Below are 16,144 nucleotides of genomic sequence, written 5' to 3' on the forward strand. Positions count from 1 at the left end.
CACCACTCAACGCCAGGCCGGAGTGATCCCTGCGCCGAACCGGCTCAACCAGAATTTCTCTGCCTCCGCGCCCAACCGGAAATGGGTTAGTGATTTCACCTACATCGAAACCGCCGAGGGATGGTTGTATCTGGCAGTGGTACTGGATCTGTTTTCGCGCCGAGTGATTGGCTGGGCAATGAGCGCCAAGATGGATACGCAATTGGTGGTGTCTGCCTTGGAGATGGCGTTGCTGGGCCGCCGTCCACCGGCTGGCCTGCTGCATCATTCCGACCAGGGTAGCCAGTACACCAGCGCCGCTTACCTCAATTGCCTCAACACCGCCCTGGCGGAACTCAGCATGAGCGGGGCAGGCAACTGCTACGACAACGCCGTGATGGAGAGCTTCTTCAGCACCCTCAAAACCGAATGCGTCACCGGCGTTTTCTTGACCCATGCCCAGGCTCGCACAATCATCTTTGAATACATGGAGGTTTGGTACAATCGCCAACGACTACACTCGACTTTGGGCTATCGCAGCCCGGTTGATTTCGAACTAGGTCTCACCCTTTAATTGTGTCCATTAAATCGGGGTAAGCCCAACCTTCATGTCGGATCTCCGGGGGCAAGCACTCCAACCAGTAGCACAGCCGGGTCGCGCCTCCGATTCGACCTACAAGACACTTTTCCCTTCTCTTTTTTTTCTCCGTGTACTCTGTGTCTCCGTGGTGAATCCCCTCTTATTCTTCCGGCGGCGTGAAGCGGAAGCCCTGCTGGCGCATCCAGGACTGCCCGTCCTCGATGCCCCAGCTCTCGACGATCCTGCCATCCGCCACGCGGAAGATATCGCACTCGGCCCACACCGCCTGGCGGTTGTACTCGCTGCTCGTGGCACGGTTGATGGCGTACACCGCCACCAGGTCGCCCTGCTCGACCACGCGCTCGACCGTCGTCGTCAGGTCGCGGGCCTCCTCTTCCAGGTAGTGGATGAAGGCGTCCCGGATGGCGCCGAAATGCTGGTCGAAGCCGGCCACCAGCCCGCGTTCGACCGTCGCCTCCAGCAGTTCCTCGCCGCGCCGGAGTTGAAGCACCACCCGGGTGCCGATCACCCCCTGCCCCCACAACCCGGCCTTCAGAGCCTCGTAACCGGTCCAGGTGTGCTGCGCGTCGGCCGCCTCCAGAATCTCGTCACCCGGCAGCACCAGGCCCACGGCCGGGCCGCCCGGCGCCACCAGCCGCACCAGCACCTTGTCTTCGCGTTCGGTGGTCAGCAGCCCACAGCCGACATAGGGTGGGTTGTGGCTGATCGAACTGGCGTCGAAATACTCGTCGATCAAATCGAAGCGCCGTTGATTCAGGATTTGCTCGAAAAAACCAATCACCGTCTCGCGGGGCATGCGTTTCATGGGTCACCTCCTGAGGAGAACAAGAACCGCTGAGGTTGAATCAGCGGCTGGGAAGAATGAGGAACGTGTTCCGCACGAGGATGAAGTTGGCAAAGGTCAAATTCATTATAGGGAGTTTGAGAGGTAGAGGCAAGGAAGAGAATTGGGGGAGGTGAAGAGTGACGCGGTAGGGGCAATTCATGAATTGCCCCTACCGCTGATCGGGTTTGCCCTTAAAGGGTTTTCATCGTCCTCCGTCCACTTGCCCGGGTTACCGACGATGTATGACTGGATGCGCTGGTATTCTTCTTCGCTTTGTATGATGTGCTCGTAATAATTTCGTTGCCAGACGAGGATGACAGGCGAACCCAGGATCTGATTGATCCGTTTTGCAGTGTTCATTTTTAAGTAACCAACCACCAACGGCAGGGTCATCCGACGCAGTTCCATGCGTTGGGATAATCGATCCTCCGGGAAATTCTGTAGAGGCAATTCATGAATTGCCTCTACAGAATTTCCGGGGGCTGCGGCGTCATCCTGAATCTCCACCACCCCGTGAAAATGGTTAGGCCTGACAATCGCCGCGCCCAAATCGATGGGTGGATACCGGTTCGGCAAGGACATCCAAACCTCCTCGACGATGCGCCTGATGGCGTTCAGGCGCATCTCACCGTTTACAATCTCGCCGAACAGGCTTTCACGCCCGCGTGTGACGAGCGTGATGAAATACGCGCCGGGCTGCGAATAATCATACCCGGGCAGGCGGATCGACTGGCGGTCGTGAATCGAGTGATCGAAATTCATGATTGCCCTCCATAGAGATGAGTGGCCAGGCCGATCGTGTAAGGGCAATTCATGAATTGCCCTTACACGATCGCCAATTTTGAACTAAATCATAGCATGCGGCCTCGCCCGGTCACCGCCAATCCGCATTCCGAATCCACGCCTCACCCCCTCACGCTTCACCTCCCACATAGAACAAACTATCCAAAAGTACAGGGGAGTCCTTTCCGCTTTGCGGTAAAATGGAGGTCGCCTCTGTATTCAGCTCTTAACGTTTCCTCTGAGCTCTCTGTGATCTCTGTGGCTTTTTTCTTCCCTTTCTTATCTCTTAGGACTCTATGAACTCTGTGGCTACCGCTTCCTCTTCCACCTCTGAATTCACCCTCCCCGACCGCTTTCACACCGACCGGCGCTCGCCCTGGCGTTGGGTGTTCTCGCATGCCGTGCACAACTGGCACCTGTGGCTGATGGCCATCACCGGCTCGATCACCAACGCGGTCGCCGCCGGCTGGGGACCCATGCTGATCGGCGCGGCCTTCAACTTTATCGTTTCCAAACCCTCCGACTTCCATTTTCTGGGTCAAATCGCCATTCTGATCGCCATTTCGCAGGGCTCGCGCGGCGTCTTACAGCTCATGCGCAACTTCGGCTTCGAGCTGCTGGCCCAGCGCGCCGAGCGCGACGTGCGCGACGAGCTTTACACCTCGCTGCTGGGCAAGAGCATGACCTTCCATTCGCTGCAGCCGGTCGGCGACACCATGGCCCGCGCCACCAACGACGTGCGCGAGGTCAACTTCATGTTCAGCCCGGGCTTCAACATGGTCATCGGCTCGCTCATCTTCCTGGTGGTGCCGGTGGTGATGGCCGTGCAGTATCACCCCTCGCTGGTGATCACGCCCATCCTGTTCATCATCATCTACTTCATCCTGCTGCGGCGCTACCTGCGCTCGCTCGAACCGGTCACAGACGAGGTGCGCGTCTCGTTCGGCGCGCTCAACATGCGCCTGGCCGAAGCGCTGGACGGCATCGAGGTCGTCAAGGGCTCGGCCCAGGAAGCCAGCGAAAAGGAGCGTTTTGCGCACAACGCCATGCGCTTCCGCGACGCAGCGGTCCGGCAGGGCGACATCGAAGCCCGCTTCCTGCCCTTCCTGGTGCTCAGCATCGCCTACGCCTTCGGCCTGCTGCACGCCATTTTGCTCTACCGCCAGGGTCTGCTGCGGGTCGGCGACGTGGTGGGCTACTTCGGCCTGCTGCTGATGCTCGATTTCCCCACCTTCAGCTCCATCTGGGCCTACTCGCGCATCGCGCTGGGCCTGGCCGGAGCGCGCCGCATCCTGGAAGTGATCAACCGCGAGAACAACCTCGACCAGAACGCAGCCGGTTTCAAGGGCCCCATGCGCGGCGAGATCGAATTCGACGCGGTCAGTTTCTCCTATTCGGCCAATTCGGCTGCCGCCGGCGGCGCGCTGGTCATTCCCGGTTACACCGATGAAGGCGCCCGCCATCCGGTCCCGCCCCGCGACCTGGTCCGCCCGCTGGAACCGATCGAAACCGACGCCCCGAACGATTCGCTGGCCGGCCTGAGCTTCAAGGTGCCAGCCGGCAAGACCGTGGCCATCGTCGGCCAGACCGGGTCCGGCAAGACGACGCTGGCGCGCCTGGTCAACCGCACCTACGATGTGAACGCCGGCGGCGTGCGCGTGGACGGGGTGGATGTGCGCGATTGGAACCTCGAAACGCTGCGCCGCGGCATCTCGATCATCGAGCAGGATATCTTCCTCTTCTCATCGACCATCGCCGAAAACATCGCCTTCGGCCAGCCCGGCGCCACCCAGGAGCAGATCGAAGCCGCCGCCAGGGCCGCCCAGGCACATGAATTCATCATGACCTTCCAGGACGGTTACCAGACCGTGGTCGGCGAGCGCGGCGTGACGCTTTCGGGCGGCCAGCGCCAGCGCATCGCCCTGGCGCGCGCCTTCCTGACCGATCCGCGCATCCTCATCCTGGACGATTCGACTTCGGCCATCGACTCGGCCACCGAAGACCGCATCCAGCGCGCCATTTACCAGGCCGCCAAGGGCCGCACCACCCTCATCATCACCCACCGCCTCTCCCAGATCCGCTGGGCCGACCAGATCGTCGTCCTGCGCCAGGGGCGCATCTCCGCCATCGGCACGCATGACGAACTGCTGAAGAGCAGTGAGGCATATCGCAGAATTTTCGCGGGGGCGTGACGGGTCAATGAGTTCTGTGTTCTGAGGAAGAGACCGGAATTTCGTCTCAACCACTGATCTCTTCCCCCATTACTCTTCACGCCTCACGCTTCACCCATTACTCATCACTTACACAGGTTCACCATGGGATTCTTTGCTGGCCTCGACGCCGAAAAATACGACAGACAATACTCCGACCGGCAACTTGCCCGGCGGGCGGTGGCTTATTTCAAGCCCGTCGCCGGAAAACTGGCCTGGCTGGTGCTTTTTACGCTCATCGTCGCCGGCTGCGGCGCGCTGCTGCCAATTATCGTCTCCAACGGGATCGATTCGATCCAAAATAACCCCGCCGCTTCCCCGGCCCTGCTGATCGCCGGCTTGGTGTTGCTGGTGGGCGTCACGGGCTGGTGCGCCAACTGGGCCGCCCGGCGCCTGGCCGTGCGCGCCATCGCCACGGTGGTCTACCAGTTGGCCGTGGACGCCTTCGCGGCCGCTTCTTCTCACGACTTGTCGTTCTACGACCAGTTCTCCTCGGGCAAGGTTGCCTCGCGCATCACCTCCGATACCCAGGATTTCGGCCAGCTCGTCACCCTCATCAACGACACCGCCGCCCAACTGGTCGAATCGCTCATTCTGGTGGTCGTCCTGCTCAACATCGACCCACTGATGACACTCTATCTGCTAGCCATCGTGCCCGTCGTGGTTGTGCTGACCCTGCTCTACCGCAATCTGGCCCGCAAGGTCACCCGCAACGGCATGCGCGCCATGGCCAATGTCAACTCCACCATCAAGGAAACCGTCAGCGGCATCTCGGTGGCCAAAAACTTCCGCCAGGAAGCCCACATTTACACTGAGTTCATGCAGGCCAACCGCACCGCCTACAACGTCAATGTGCGCCGCGGCCTGGTGCTGACCATCGTCTTCCCCACGCTGAATGCGCTGGGCGGCCTGGTCTCCGCTGCCCTGGTTTACTTTGGCGGCCTGTCGGTGGCGGCCGGCGCGGTCACCATCGGGGCCTGGTACATGTTCCTGATGAGCTTCGACCGCTTCCTTTTCCCGGTCCTCAACCTGGCCTCCTTCTGGACCCAGGTGCAGAACGGCCTCTCGGCCGCCGAGCGCGTCTTCGCCCTCATCGACGCCGAACCCGCCGTCACCCAGGTCGATGCGCAGCCCGCCGGTTCGCTGCGCGGCGAGGTCGAATTCGACCACGTCACCTTCGAATATAAAACCGGCGAACGCGTGCTGGACGATTTCAAACTGCGTGTAAAACCCGGCGAAACCCTGGCCCTGGTCGGGCACACCGGCGCTGGCAAGTCCTCCATCGCCAAACTGATCGCCCGCTTCTATGAGTTCCAATCCGGCAACATCCGCATCGACGGGCGCGACATCCGCTCTTTCGATCTGACCGATTACCGTAAACACCTCGGCATCGTCTCGCAGTCGCCCTTCCTCTTTTCCGGCAGCGTGCTCGAAAACATCCGCTACGCCGTGGCGGACGCCAGCCGCGCGGAGATCGAATCCATCGCCCACCAGATCGGCGGCGGCGAGTGGCTGGAAACGCTGCCGGACGGGCTGGACAGCGAGGTCGGTGAACGCGGCGCGCGGCTTTCCATGGGCCAGCGCCAGCTCGTCTCGCTCATGCGCGTGCTGGTGCAGAAGCCGGCCATCTTCATCCTGGACGAGGCCACCGCCAGCATCGATCCGTTCACCGAAGTGCAGATCCAGCAGGCCCTCAACCTGATCCTCAAGCGCACCACCAGCTTCCTGATCGCGCACCGCCTGTCCACGGTGCGCTCGGCTGACCGCATCATCGTCATCGAAAAGGGCCGCATCATCGAGGAAGGCAGCCACGATGGGCTGCTGGCCCGGGGCGGCCACTACGCCACGCTTTACAACACCTACTTCCGCCACCAATCGTTGGAATATATCGAACAGGCCCGCGAGCGGTTGGCGATTAGCAGTTAGCGATTGACAGTTAGCGATTGGCTGTTAGCGGTTCGTTTTGTAGGTTGGGTTGAGTGATGATAACCCGAGCTCTGAGGTGTATGGGCCGGAACGAAACCCAACATTCCGCAACGGCCGTGAATGTTGGGTTTCGGGGTGAATTCGATTCCGTCGAAATCCCGAATTTCCTCACCCCTCAACCCAACCTACGATCTGTTAATAACACAATCTAAAAGAATGTTTCATCCGTGGGGGATGGTATGGCCAGAGCAAAAACGTCTTGTCCTCCCTACGAAACCAGGGTACTTGTAGATTACGTTCAACATTGGTGGCAAGATAGTCCATACAATGGTGATGGCGGAACGCGTACTACAAATCTCCCCAATTAATCGATAACGACCTTCAATTTAGCACCCGTGCCATTGGATCATTGCGACCCTGGCACGGGTGTATACGATTGATCGCCGATTACAACACCTACTTCAGGCATCAATCACTGGAGTACGTCGAACAGGCAAGGGAGCGGTTAGCAGTTAGCCATTAGCCATTAGCCGTTAGCCTTAGCTGGCGCAGGCCTGCCCCGCTATTCAGGGTTTCCAACCCCCTATCGGGTACAGGCCGAGCGCCTCTTCTCATCGGTCTCCGACCACTTTGCTGACCACCTGCCAATTCCTCCTTTACGGAGTTGGATTGAATTCAAAATCCCAGGGTCCTTCGATGGTATGGATCAATAAATTTTGGACCGCCTGATTGGCTTCGGCATCGGTCATTCCGGCCGGTTTCCTGAGGATCCGCCACAAATGGGCATTGTCAAGACTGATGGTTTCAAAATCCACCTCGATGCCTTGCTGCGCCAGTTTCTCTTTCGCATCCTCTTTGAATGAGTCGGTTAAATTACCTTCGTTTTCAATCGCCAACAATCGCGCAACATGGACATTGATTCGATTGACTTCTTGATTCGCTGGCTCAGGAATGGCATACCCCACCGTCTCACAAATCTCACCCTGCTCGTTTACAAACGGTCCATTCAATACTTCGTTCATTGGAATGGGTACACTGCCGATCCAATCCAGCGTAACCCCATCGAGCATCCATTCAATTCCGCTCCTCGGCAATTGGGGGTTGACCGGAGATTGATAGCACAGTTGCAGATCGATATAAGAAGGGTTCAAAGTGACTTCATTCAACCGCATCTTGATGCCGTTCTTCTCGACGGTCTGGCCGGGCAGGATGCTGACGCCCGGATAAACGGGGGTCTGGAAATCCAGATGGTAGTTGCCGTAGACAGGATATGGGGTCATTTCGGGTAAATTATTCTCTTCAAAATTCCAATACGGCCCGCAAGGCCCGACGGTTAAATCCAGACTCAGGTTGATCGTGCTCTGCTTGCTCGCGTCCAGTCTTTGGTATCCAATGTAGGTCAGGTCGATCGAATTCCATTGTTGATCGGCGTGAATATTCACATCAGCCAGGTTAACGCCGATGTGGACGCCGCTATCATTCGTGATGTATGGATTACACACAAAATTGTTGATATCAGCCGCCTGCTGAGCGTTCAAACCCGTAATCGTGATTTGAAAGGCGACCCGGGCCTCATCCGCATAAGCCCAATTGAGATTCACCTTCAAATTCTCGATCGAAGGGGTAGCCGTTCCGGCCAGGTTTCCGGCCGGGCTTGTTTGTCGGGCAAAAAGGGTGGATTGGGCAGGTTGATTCTTTACTGAAACCAGTCCCGCATCCTGGACTGCCTGCAACCCTGGGTCGATCATGATTCGGTAGAAAGCATACGCTGCCGCAGTCACCATCACCAAAGCAATCAATACGATCAGCGGCGCCCCCGAAATCCTCAGCCTGGCGACCGGCTTCTCAATCTTATCTTCCTTTATCAAGATCGCCATAATTTTTGGCCAGGGATTGGCATGCTTCGAAACCCCTGCCTTCGCTAATTCATCCAGGGCGTTGGAAATTAAAAGATCCTGGTTCACGGCTGCATCCTTTCTGGTTTGAGCAGCGCGGATAACTTCTTCCGCGCCGCGTTTAACAACCATTTGACCGTGCCTGGAGCGGAGTTGAGTTTTCCCGCCATCTCTTTTTCATTCATCTCCAGATAATATCGAAGCACGATCACTTCCCTCTGGCGGGGAGAAAGCTTCTGAATTACTTCCCAAAGTCGAGCGCTCAATTCGGAAGCCTCAGCCAATTCTTCAACGGACGACCCTCTGGAACTCAACAGCTTCACCAGATCGAAATCCTCTTCGTCGTCATCCATCGAAAGTTGTCGGGCCTGTTTTTGAGAAGCCTGTACTGCCTGATTGGCGACAATGCGGAAGAACCAGGGTGCGAAAGGGCGGCTTGCATCGAATTGTTGAATCGACCGGAAAACGTGTAGAAAAGCATCCTGAACGATGTCCTCGGCTAATTGGGTATCTCCGGCGATCAAATAGGCAACCCGAATCGCTTTCTCATGATATTGATTTACAACCCACTCCAGCCCACGGATGTCTCCCTGCTTCAGGCGGTATATTGCTTGATGTTCATCCATGATTCTCCTGTGATTATTTTTTCTGCCTGAAAGGTGTGGCCACATCATATATATCATCGCACGATCAAAAAGGTTGGGTAAAGAAAGAAAAGAATCTACTTCTTTCGTGCGTTTCGGGGTCAACCTCCGCTCCATTGCCAATTCCTTTCAGCCCTCCCACCCCAACCACATTCATCTTCTAGTAGTGACGACGTCAATCATCGAATGGCGGATGTTGTCGGTACGAAATGACAGCCATACTTGTCAATTTGACTGGTATACTTGACAATCCTCTGTTTTTTTTCTATAATAGGGATGAGGATGATAACCATGGCAAACCTACGATTGGGGAATCGTATAAAAGTAGCCCGGGCAGAGAAAAACCTGTCCCAGGAGGAGTTGGCCGTCCTGGCGGGCGTCACCCGCCAGACCATCAGCTCCATCGAAACGCGCCAGTATATTCCGTCGGCTTTGCTGGCCTTTGTGTTGGCCCAAAAACTTGCCAAAAACGTGGATGACCTTTTCTTTCTGGAAGGAGATGAAGAATGAAGAACGAGCCCATTCTCCGCGATGAACGCTTTTACGCCGTCGAAAACGCCAGCTATAAAATCGGCTTTACAATTTTTACTTTCGGTTTGTTTGCGGTGATCCTGTACCGGTCCATCTTCCGCCACGAGGCGAACTGGGACCTGTTTGCGCTCATCGTAATCGCCAGCGGCGCGGCGACCATTTACCAGGGTGTGCACAAAGTGCTGCCCTTCCCCTGGAAGAAGTTGGTCCTGTACATGGTCGGCGTGGCCGTCCTGGCCGCCATTACCACCTGGATCCTGGTTGCCCTAAAATAGTTTTGTGGGTTGGGTTGAGTGGCGACAACCCAAGCGCTGAAGTGTATATGCCGGAACGAAACCCAACCTTCCGCAACCATTACGAACGTTGGGTTTCGGGGTGATTACGATACCGTCGAAATCCCGACTTTCCTCACCCCTCAACCCAACCTACGATCTTGAAATAGTATTGTAGGTTGGGTTGAGTGGTGACAACCCAAGCGCTGAAGTGCATATGCCGGAACGAAACCCAACCTTCGCCAACCGTTACGAACGTTGGGTTTCGGGGTGAATGCGATACCGTCGAAATCCCGACTTTCCTCACCCCTCAACCCAACCTACGATCCACCATCTGAAATCCGTTTGCCGGTAAGCAGCCAAAAGCCAATAGCAAATCGCTAAAGGCTGATGGCTAACAACTAAAGGCGGATGGCTTATTTCATCGAACGCGCGATCTCCAGCACCTGCTCGGTGGTGATCTTTCCACCGTACTCCGTCGATACCAATACCTGCATCGAGTAAACCAGGTCGCCGTGTTGCCAGACCAGGGCGTGCGAAGCATCACTCCACGAGAAGTACTTGCCCACCTGACCGTTGATATCGACTTCCTCGCTGGCAGCCAACATGTCCCGCGGATCGATCATAACGCCCAGTTCGATTGGGTCCTGCCAGAATAACTCGGCCGGTTTGGCGCGAATGGCGATGCTGGTGTAACGGAAATCCTGGTCGGGCGGCGCGTAATAATACTCGACCTGCGATTCGGCTTCGTCCCATGTGGCGTGGCTGTAGACAAAACCCTCGGGCAGCAAAGCCGGTTCCAGCAAGTCAAATCCGCTGATTTGTTCGGCTTCAGCGGCGCTCTTCAGGTCATTCGCCCGCAGCGCGCTCTCCTCGACGGGCTGCCCGGTTAACGTCAACGCCAGTTGGATCAAGCCATCCGCGCTCGAAAACGCCTGGGCGCCGCTGCCGCGCAGCCGGATCTCATACCAGCGTTCCGCATCCATCCAGCGCAGCGTGAATACGGGTATGTCGGAAAACCAGGCATACGATTGCGTGGCGCTGTCAAAGGCAAACGTCCCGCGGACGTACTCGCCCGCGAATTCGCCCACCAGCACCGGCTGAATCGCGTCCGCCGGCACATTGGATGCGTCCTCTGGGAACAGGTTACCCCATCCCTGGGTCAGGTCGAGCCCGGTTATTCCGCCGGCCTGTATATAATGGATCAGTACATAATTATCTGGATCGACGTAAACCCCTTCGAGCCGCAGGCCAGCGGGATCTGTCGCGAATACCATCAGGTTATAGCCAACCTGTTGTTCTGTTTTTTGCAGGGCTTCAGCGAAATTGCACGGATCGTCTTCGCACGTTGGGGTGCGTTGATCCGGCCATGCCGTTTGTGCGGGTGTGGGCGTCGGCGTTGGCAATACGCTGCCGGCCGGGGCCAGGGTCATCGAAAAAGTCGGCTCAGGCGTGGGGGTGAAATAGATTTCCGAATGGTCGATGGGAATTTCAGTCACCGTCGCAATTTTGAACAGGTGCCCGATCGCCTCGGCCAGCGCCCGACCCTGGGGCGCGGCAAAGAAGAACAGCGCCAGCAGCAGCGCGGCAGCGCTCAACCCCAGTCCCCAGCGCAGGCGCGGCGCCAGGCGCGCCCGCCGCGCCATTCGAAGGTCCGCTCGATGCATCAGTTCCGCTTCCAGTCGGTCCGCGAACGCGTGGTCGATTTCCGGCGCGCCGAAAGACCGCCCAATCTGGTCTTCGAACTCAGGCCCAACTTTTTTCTCATTCATCGGATTGCTCCACCTGGCTGTGCAACCGCGCCAGCAAACGGTAGGTCGTTTTTTTGATCGCATCTTCACTGCGTCCCAACAGGCTGCCCATCTCGCGAAAGCTCAACTCGCCCAGGTAGCGCAGCCGCAGGATCTCCTGCTCCTCCGGATCGAGGGCCCGGATCAGCCCCGCGAGCGCCGCGGACTGTTCCGTTCGGATCGCGCCGGCCAGTGGATCGGCTTCGCCGTCCGTTCCAACTGCCTCATCTAACGCCAGGTCCGTGCGCCGGACGCGGTAGGCATCCACCGCCTTGTTGCGCGCGATGCCAAACAGCCAGGCCGCGAAGTGTCCGTCCCCGCGGAAACGTTCGAAAGTCTCGAAAGCCGCCAGGAAGGTCTGTGCGGTGAGGTCTTCGGCTTCATGGATGTCGCCGTTGCGGCTGTAGAGGTACCGAAAGACCGGATTCGCGTAGCGCTGGTACAACGCGCCGAATTGATGCGGGTCCCGCCGGGCCGCGGCGATCAATTCGCCGTCGTCCGGTTCGCCCGGGAGGGTTCGAGTCCCCAATGCCATATCGCTTTCTGCCATGTAGGTCCTTTTCTATTCCGATCCTGCAGGTAGGAATGTTTGAGCTCATTATGTATGTCGAGAAAAACGAGTAAAAGGGACAGGCAAAAAACAAATAAAGAAATCCCCCGAAATCAAATAATAATCTGGATCAACGGCTAAAACTTATTCATGGATCATTCTACTGGATATTCTTTCAGGAATTGAACCGTTCCCGCAGAAAAACCAGCGGCGTGGGTACTACCAGAAAAGAAATCTGCATTCAGCCTTCAGCCTTGCATTCCGCTCACGGCGGCTCTCCCCTTTTCAGTCAGCACCCACTGCCGGCCGGCCGGTTGGCACTTGCCCTGAATCGGGCAGCCCGCGCAGCCCGGTTGGACCGCGTCGCACTCCAGCCGGATTTCTTCCAGATAGCCCCGGTCCGCCATCTCACCGGCCATCCGCCGCACCATGTCCACCGAAACGTTCATCTGCCGGGCGATCTCCAGCAGGCTCTGGAATTCTCCGGCCTGAATCAGGCTCAAGAATCGTTGCAGCATCTTAGAAAAGGCTCCCGATTTGGTACACGGCGGTCGCCAGGCCCAGTGAAAGCGCAAGTTGCGCGCCGATGCTGGCGGCGGTCCACTTCCATGAATGCGTTTCCTGGCGAATGGCCGCCACCGTGCCGACGCAGGGCACGAACAGGATTTGAAAGACCAGGAAGGCCAGCATGGCCAGCGGCGTGACGACGCCGGTCAGCGAACCCAGATTGCCGTAAAGAATTCCCAGGGTCGCGATCGTATTTTCCTTGGCCACGAAACTGGTAAGCAGCGCCACCAGCAGCGGCCACGGCAGCCCCATGATCTTACCGACCGGCTCCAGGAATTTTCCGGCCTGGCCCAGGTAGCTGCTCATCACGTTGCCGCTCGGGAAGTAAGACAGCCCCCACACGACCAGCGAGGCGACCAGAATGGTGGTCCCGGCTTTCTTCAGGAACCCCAGGACGTTGTCCTTCACATAAAAGCCGATCGTCCTCCGGTTGGGTAAATGATAGAGCGGCAGCTCCATGATGAACGGGACGTGCTCGTTGCCAAAGAAAAAGTGATGCAGCAGGAAGCCAAATCCTGCCAGCAGCACCAGGCACAGGCCCACCAGTCCCCAGGCAATCCAGAAGGCGTTGGCGCCAAAGAACACCCCGGCCAGCACGGTGATGACCGCCATGCGCGCCGTACACGGCACCAGCGGGATTAGCAGGGTGGTCAGCAGGCGGGCGCGCGGCGATTCGATGATCCGGGTGCCCATCACGGCCGGCACGTTGCAGCCGAAACCCAGCAAAATGGGCAGAAAACTCTTGCCGTGCAGGCCCATCATATGCATCCAGCGGTCGGTGACATAGGCCGCCCGCGCCATATAGCCCGTGTCTTCCATCAACCCCAGGATGAAGAAGAAGATGACGAGAATGGGCAGGAAGGTCAGGACCATGCCAATTCCGCCCAAAACCCCACCGGCGCTGAACTCGACCAGCCATTTGGGGACACCCGTCCAGTTGGCGCGCATGGATTCCGCCAGCAGGCCGAGCAGGCGGCTCAGCCAGGCCTGGATCGGGCTGCCCACCTGGTAGGTCAACCAGAAGGTCGCCCCCAGGATCGCAATCAGCGAGACGGTCCCCCAGATCGGATGCGTCAGCACCCGGTCCAGGCGCGTCGTCAACCCCACCCGGGTCACCTGGGGCTCCACCACCGCCGCCCGGATCACGCGGGCCACCCACTCGTAGCGCGCCCCGGCGATATCCAGGATGGCGTCTTCATGCTGGTACAACAGCGCGTGCACCTTTTCGGAAACCTCCGGCGGCGCGCTGGCGTCGATCAGGCGGGACAATTCTTCGTCCCCCTCCAACAGTTTGAGCGCCACCCAGTCCTCGGGGTAACCGGGCGGGACGTACGGGCCGATCAAATCCCGCAGTTGATCCAGCACCGGCTTGTGGGCAGGCAGGATCGAAGGCCGCCTGGGCTCAAAGGGCAGTTCATGGCGCGACATGCGCAGAATGGCCTCTTCCAGCTCCGGGATGCCCGCTCCCCTGGAGGCCGCCATCGGCACCACCGGAATGCCCAGCGCCGCCTCGAGCACCTTGGGTTCGACTTGCAGGCCCTCCTGTTCGGCCACATCCGTCATGTTGAGCGCCAGCACGATCGGCGCGGGCAGAAGCAGGATTTCGGCCACCAGGTACAGGCTGTGTTCCAGCGCGGCGGCGTTCACCACGGCCACGATCAAATCCGGGCGCTGCTGGATGATATAGTCGCGCGCGATGCGTTCTTCCTCCGAGCTGGCCGTCAGGCTGTAAGTCCCCGGGAGATCGATGAGGTTGAAGTTCGTGTCTTTATAGGTGAAGGCCCCCGTCTTGCACTCCACCGTCTTGCCGGTCCAGTTGCCGACGTGCTGGTTCAGGCCGGTCAGCGAGTTGAACACGGACGATTTGCCGACGTTGGGCTGGCCGGCCAGGGCGATGGTGAAGTTGTTGGCCGAGGCGACCCCGGAGGCCGGGGGTTTTGCTTCAGCCAGCGTGACGAAAATGTGCCCGGCCTCGCCCTGCCCCAAGGCCACCCGCGATCCGCGCAATGAAACCAGTAAAGGCCCGTGATCGCCGCGCCGGATGACCGTGATCATGGCCCCGGGCGTGAACCCCATGGCGGCCATTCTCGATAACAGGGTTTTTCCACCTTCGATCCGTTGAACGACGGCGGCTCTTTCAGGTTGTAAATCCAATAAGTTGCAGTGCATTTCCCCTCTTCGATGCAGGTTCAGGTCGCTGGTTCCACGAAAATGTACCGGGCCACCGCCAGCCCCAGGGCCACCGGATGTTCTCCGACTTTGACGGTCAGCGTCTGGTTGAACGGTAAAATCTCGGTCACTTCCGCGCGCGCCCCGGGGACGATCCCGTTCGTTTCCAGGTATTCGAGCAGGTCCGGGTCGTCTTCGATGATCTCGTGAATTCGTCGGATGGTGACTCTCGTCCCGCCGGGCACTTCCGTCAACGCGATCCACCCCTCGGCGACGTACTCATAACCGGGCAGCGGATTGCCGTGCGGACAAACCTGCGGGTCGTCCAGGTTCGAGCGCAACTGTGTCTCGATCTGGTCCGAAATGGTGTGCTCGATCTGGTCCGCCTCGGCGTGCACCCGCGACCAGGGCACCTTCAGCATGCGCGCCAGCATCCACTCGGTGAGCATGTGCCGGCGGATGACCGAACGGGCTGCCTCCAGCCCCTTCGGGGTGAGCCGGATGGCCTTGCCCGGCTCCGCGCCAATCCAGCCGTCGCGTTCCATGCGTTTGACCGTCACGGTCACAGTCGGCGCGGAAACTTCCAGGGCGTCGGCCAGGCGCGCTGCGATGACTTCACCCCCATCCCGTTCGAGCACATAAATCACGGCCAGATAATCTTCGATGGTCGGGGTGGGACGTTTTTGCTGCACAGGAGTGTCGGATTTGATCATAGGGTTATGCCTCGAGAATATTGGTTAGCATATGCTAACTTTTTTCTTTAGATCGATTATACTACCCTTTTTCGGGTTGTGAAAATGATTGCAATTCCGGCGGCTTCGCGCTATTCTGGGTTCATGAAACGATTCCTGGCCCGCCTGAGCTGGCCTGTCCTGTTCCTCCTGGCCGCGGCCGCGGTCGTCTATTTTCTATTTCCCTACGGCATCTTCCCCAAATCCGCCTCGCCGAACTGCGGCCCCGAAAGCTGGCACTGGCTGGATTTTCACCCCCAATCGGAGGCCGAATTCATCGCTTACCTGCGCGAACACGAGCTGCAGTACCTGAACGGCTCCCAGCTCCCGCGCCTGGAGGCCGGGATGAACCTGAACAACACCCCCATGGGCCAACCCATCGATTATGACCGGCTCGCCGCCGACTTGCGGGTCCAGCGCCGCCTGGGCTACGTCATCTACTCCCTAACCTACACCCACCCGGCCTGCGATCCGACCCAGCATTACACGCTCCGGATCACCAGCTACGGTTTTGCCTCGCTCTACGGCTGCTGCGGAGTGTGATTTTTCAGGATTCTTTTACAGTCGGCTTCAACCCGATCCCGCGGCTGCGAAACTCCATCTGCATCGCCGAATTCCATTTTTCGCCCCCGACCGCGCTATACTGAATTTATCCGCAATTCCGCGATCT

The 16,144-nt window shown here is 58.4% G+C and carries 15 protein-coding genes; 6 read left to right on the forward strand and 9 right to left on the reverse strand.

Features of this window, described 5'->3' with window-relative positions; all coding sequences use genetic code 11:
• Positions 1–553, forward strand: a 553-nt coding sequence (locus LARV_RS19145; protein WP_075072415.1) for an IS3 family transposase, incomplete at its 5' end; no start/stop codon positions are given.
• 166 nt (positions 554–719) lie between these two features.
• Here LARV_RS19145 and LARV_RS19150 read toward each other — a convergent pair.
• A complete protein-coding gene (locus LARV_RS19150) occupies positions 720–1,385 on the reverse strand; it encodes an ester cyclase (RefSeq protein WP_075075418.1) in 666 nt (221 codons plus the stop codon).
• A gap of 177 nt (positions 1,386–1,562) precedes the next feature.
• A complete protein-coding gene (locus LARV_RS19155) occupies positions 1,563–2,168 on the reverse strand; it encodes a transposase (RefSeq protein ID WP_075075419.1) in 606 nt (201 codons plus the stop codon).
• A 317-nt stretch (positions 2,169–2,485) separates the two neighbouring features.
• Here LARV_RS19155 and LARV_RS19980 point away from each other — a divergent pair, with 317 nt between their 5' ends.
• Together LARV_RS19980 and LARV_RS19170 are read left to right on the forward strand one after the other, a co-directional pair.
• Complete coding sequence (locus LARV_RS19980) at positions 2,486–4,381, forward strand: ABC transporter ATP-binding protein (RefSeq protein WP_083522782.1); 1,896 nt, start codon at positions 2,486–2,488, stop codon at positions 4,379–4,381.
• Between the two features lie 123 nt (positions 4,382–4,504).
• Positions 4,505–6,325, forward strand: a complete 1,821-nt coding sequence (locus LARV_RS19170) for an ABC transporter ATP-binding protein (RefSeq protein WP_075075420.1) — start codon at positions 4,505–4,507, stop codon at positions 6,323–6,325.
• Between the two features lie 656 nt (positions 6,326–6,981).
• Here the strand turns inward: LARV_RS19170 and LARV_RS19175 are convergent.
• A complete protein-coding gene (locus tag LARV_RS19175) occupies positions 6,982–8,289 on the reverse strand; it encodes a hypothetical protein (RefSeq protein WP_075075421.1) in 1,308 nt (435 codons plus the stop codon).
• Positions 8,286–8,969 (reverse strand): RNA polymerase sigma factor, encoded by a 684-nt coding sequence (locus LARV_RS19180; RefSeq protein ID WP_172797948.1) that lies wholly within the window; start codon positions 8,967–8,969, stop codon positions 8,286–8,288. Before LARV_RS19180 ends, LARV_RS19175 begins: the two co-directional genes overlap by 4 nt.
• 186 nt (positions 8,970–9,155) lie before the next feature.
• Between LARV_RS19180 and LARV_RS19185 the strand changes: the two genes are divergently transcribed.
• Entirely contained in the window at positions 9,156–9,374 is a 219-nt protein-coding gene (locus LARV_RS19185) for a helix-turn-helix transcriptional regulator (protein WP_075075422.1), read from the forward strand.
• The gene (locus tag LARV_RS19190; RefSeq protein WP_075075423.1) at positions 9,371–9,670 is read left to right on the forward strand and encodes a hypothetical protein; all 300 of its coding nucleotides are present in this window, start codon (positions 9,371–9,373) and stop codon (positions 9,668–9,670) included. The genes LARV_RS19185 and LARV_RS19190 overlap by 4 nt, the downstream gene beginning before the upstream one ends.
• Positions 9,671–10,083: 413 nt before the next feature.
• On the opposite strand, the gene LARV_RS19195 is transcribed toward LARV_RS19190, so the two are convergent.
• From LARV_RS19195 to LARV_RS19220, 5 genes are all read right to left on the reverse strand, one after another.
• Complete coding sequence (locus LARV_RS19195; protein WP_075075424.1) at positions 10,084–11,439, reverse strand: DUF4367 domain-containing protein; 1,356 nt, start codon at positions 11,437–11,439, stop codon at positions 10,084–10,086.
• On the reverse strand, positions 11,432–12,007 hold the full coding sequence (locus tag LARV_RS19200; RefSeq protein ID WP_083522786.1) for an RNA polymerase sigma factor: 576 nt from the start codon (positions 12,005–12,007) through the stop codon (positions 11,432–11,434). The genes LARV_RS19195 and LARV_RS19200 overlap by 8 nt, the downstream gene beginning before the upstream one ends.
• 248 nt (positions 12,008–12,255) lie before the next feature.
• Positions 12,256–12,525, reverse strand: a complete 270-nt coding sequence (locus tag LARV_RS19205) for a FeoC-like transcriptional regulator (RefSeq protein ID WP_075075425.1) — start codon at positions 12,523–12,525, stop codon at positions 12,256–12,258.
• Position 12,526: 1 nt separating this feature from the next.
• Positions 12,527–14,743, reverse strand: a complete 2,217-nt coding sequence (feoB, locus tag LARV_RS19210; RefSeq protein WP_083522787.1) for a ferrous iron transport protein B — start codon at positions 14,741–14,743, stop codon at positions 12,527–12,529.
• 20 nt (positions 14,744–14,763) lie between these two features.
• Positions 14,764–15,456, reverse strand: a complete 693-nt coding sequence (locus tag LARV_RS19220; RefSeq protein ID WP_075075426.1) for a metal-dependent transcriptional regulator — start codon at positions 15,454–15,456, stop codon at positions 14,764–14,766.
• A gap of 84 nt (positions 15,457–15,540) precedes the next feature.
• Between LARV_RS19220 and LARV_RS19225 the strand changes: the two genes are divergently transcribed.
• On the forward strand, positions 15,541–16,017 hold the full coding sequence (locus tag LARV_RS19225) for a hypothetical protein (protein ID WP_075075427.1): 477 nt from the start codon (positions 15,541–15,543) through the stop codon (positions 16,015–16,017).
• Positions 16,018–16,144 lie beyond the last annotated feature (127 nt).

This window comes from Longilinea arvoryzae (genome assembly GCF_001050235.1).
In the GTDB taxonomy this organism is placed as follows: domain Bacteria; phylum Chloroflexota; class Anaerolineae; order Anaerolineales; family Anaerolineaceae; genus Longilinea; species Longilinea arvoryzae.

Excerpts from the sequence above, each read along its gene's own strand:
- LARV_RS19980 (WP_083522782.1), top strand. The coding sequence starts at position 2,486 with ATGAACTCTGTGGCTACCGCTTCCTCTTCCACCTCTGAATTCACCCTC.
- LARV_RS19225 (WP_075075427.1), top strand. The coding sequence starts at position 15,541 with ATGATTGCAATTCCGGCGGCTTCGCGCTATTCTGGGTTCATGAAACGA.
- feoB (WP_083522787.1), bottom strand. The coding sequence starts at position 14,743 with ATGCACTGCAACTTATTGGATTTACAACCTGAAAGAGCCGCCGTCGTT.
- LARV_RS19195 (WP_075075424.1), bottom strand. The coding sequence starts at position 11,439 with ATGAATGAGAAAAAAGTTGGGCCTGAGTTCGAAGACCAGATTGGGCGG.
- LARV_RS19190 (WP_075075423.1), top strand. The coding sequence starts at position 9,371 with ATGAAGAACGAGCCCATTCTCCGCGATGAACGCTTTTACGCCGTCGAA.
- LARV_RS19185 (WP_075075422.1), top strand. The coding sequence starts at position 9,156 with ATGGCAAACCTACGATTGGGGAATCGTATAAAAGTAGCCCGGGCAGAG.
- LARV_RS19170 (WP_075075420.1), top strand. The coding sequence starts at position 4,505 with ATGGGATTCTTTGCTGGCCTCGACGCCGAAAAATACGACAGACAATAC.
- LARV_RS19200 (WP_083522786.1), bottom strand. The coding sequence starts at position 12,007 with ATGGCAGAAAGCGATATGGCATTGGGGACTCGAACCCTCCCGGGCGAA.
- LARV_RS19220 (WP_075075426.1), bottom strand. The coding sequence starts at position 15,456 with ATGATCAAATCCGACACTCCTGTGCAGCAAAAACGTCCCACCCCGACC.
- LARV_RS19205 (WP_075075425.1), bottom strand. The coding sequence starts at position 12,525 with ATGCTGCAACGATTCTTGAGCCTGATTCAGGCCGGAGAATTCCAGAGC.
- LARV_RS19155 (WP_075075419.1), bottom strand. The coding sequence starts at position 2,168 with ATGAATTTCGATCACTCGATTCACGACCGCCAGTCGATCCGCCTGCCC.
- LARV_RS19150 (WP_075075418.1), bottom strand. The coding sequence starts at position 1,385 with ATGAAACGCATGCCCCGCGAGACGGTGATTGGTTTTTTCGAGCAAATC.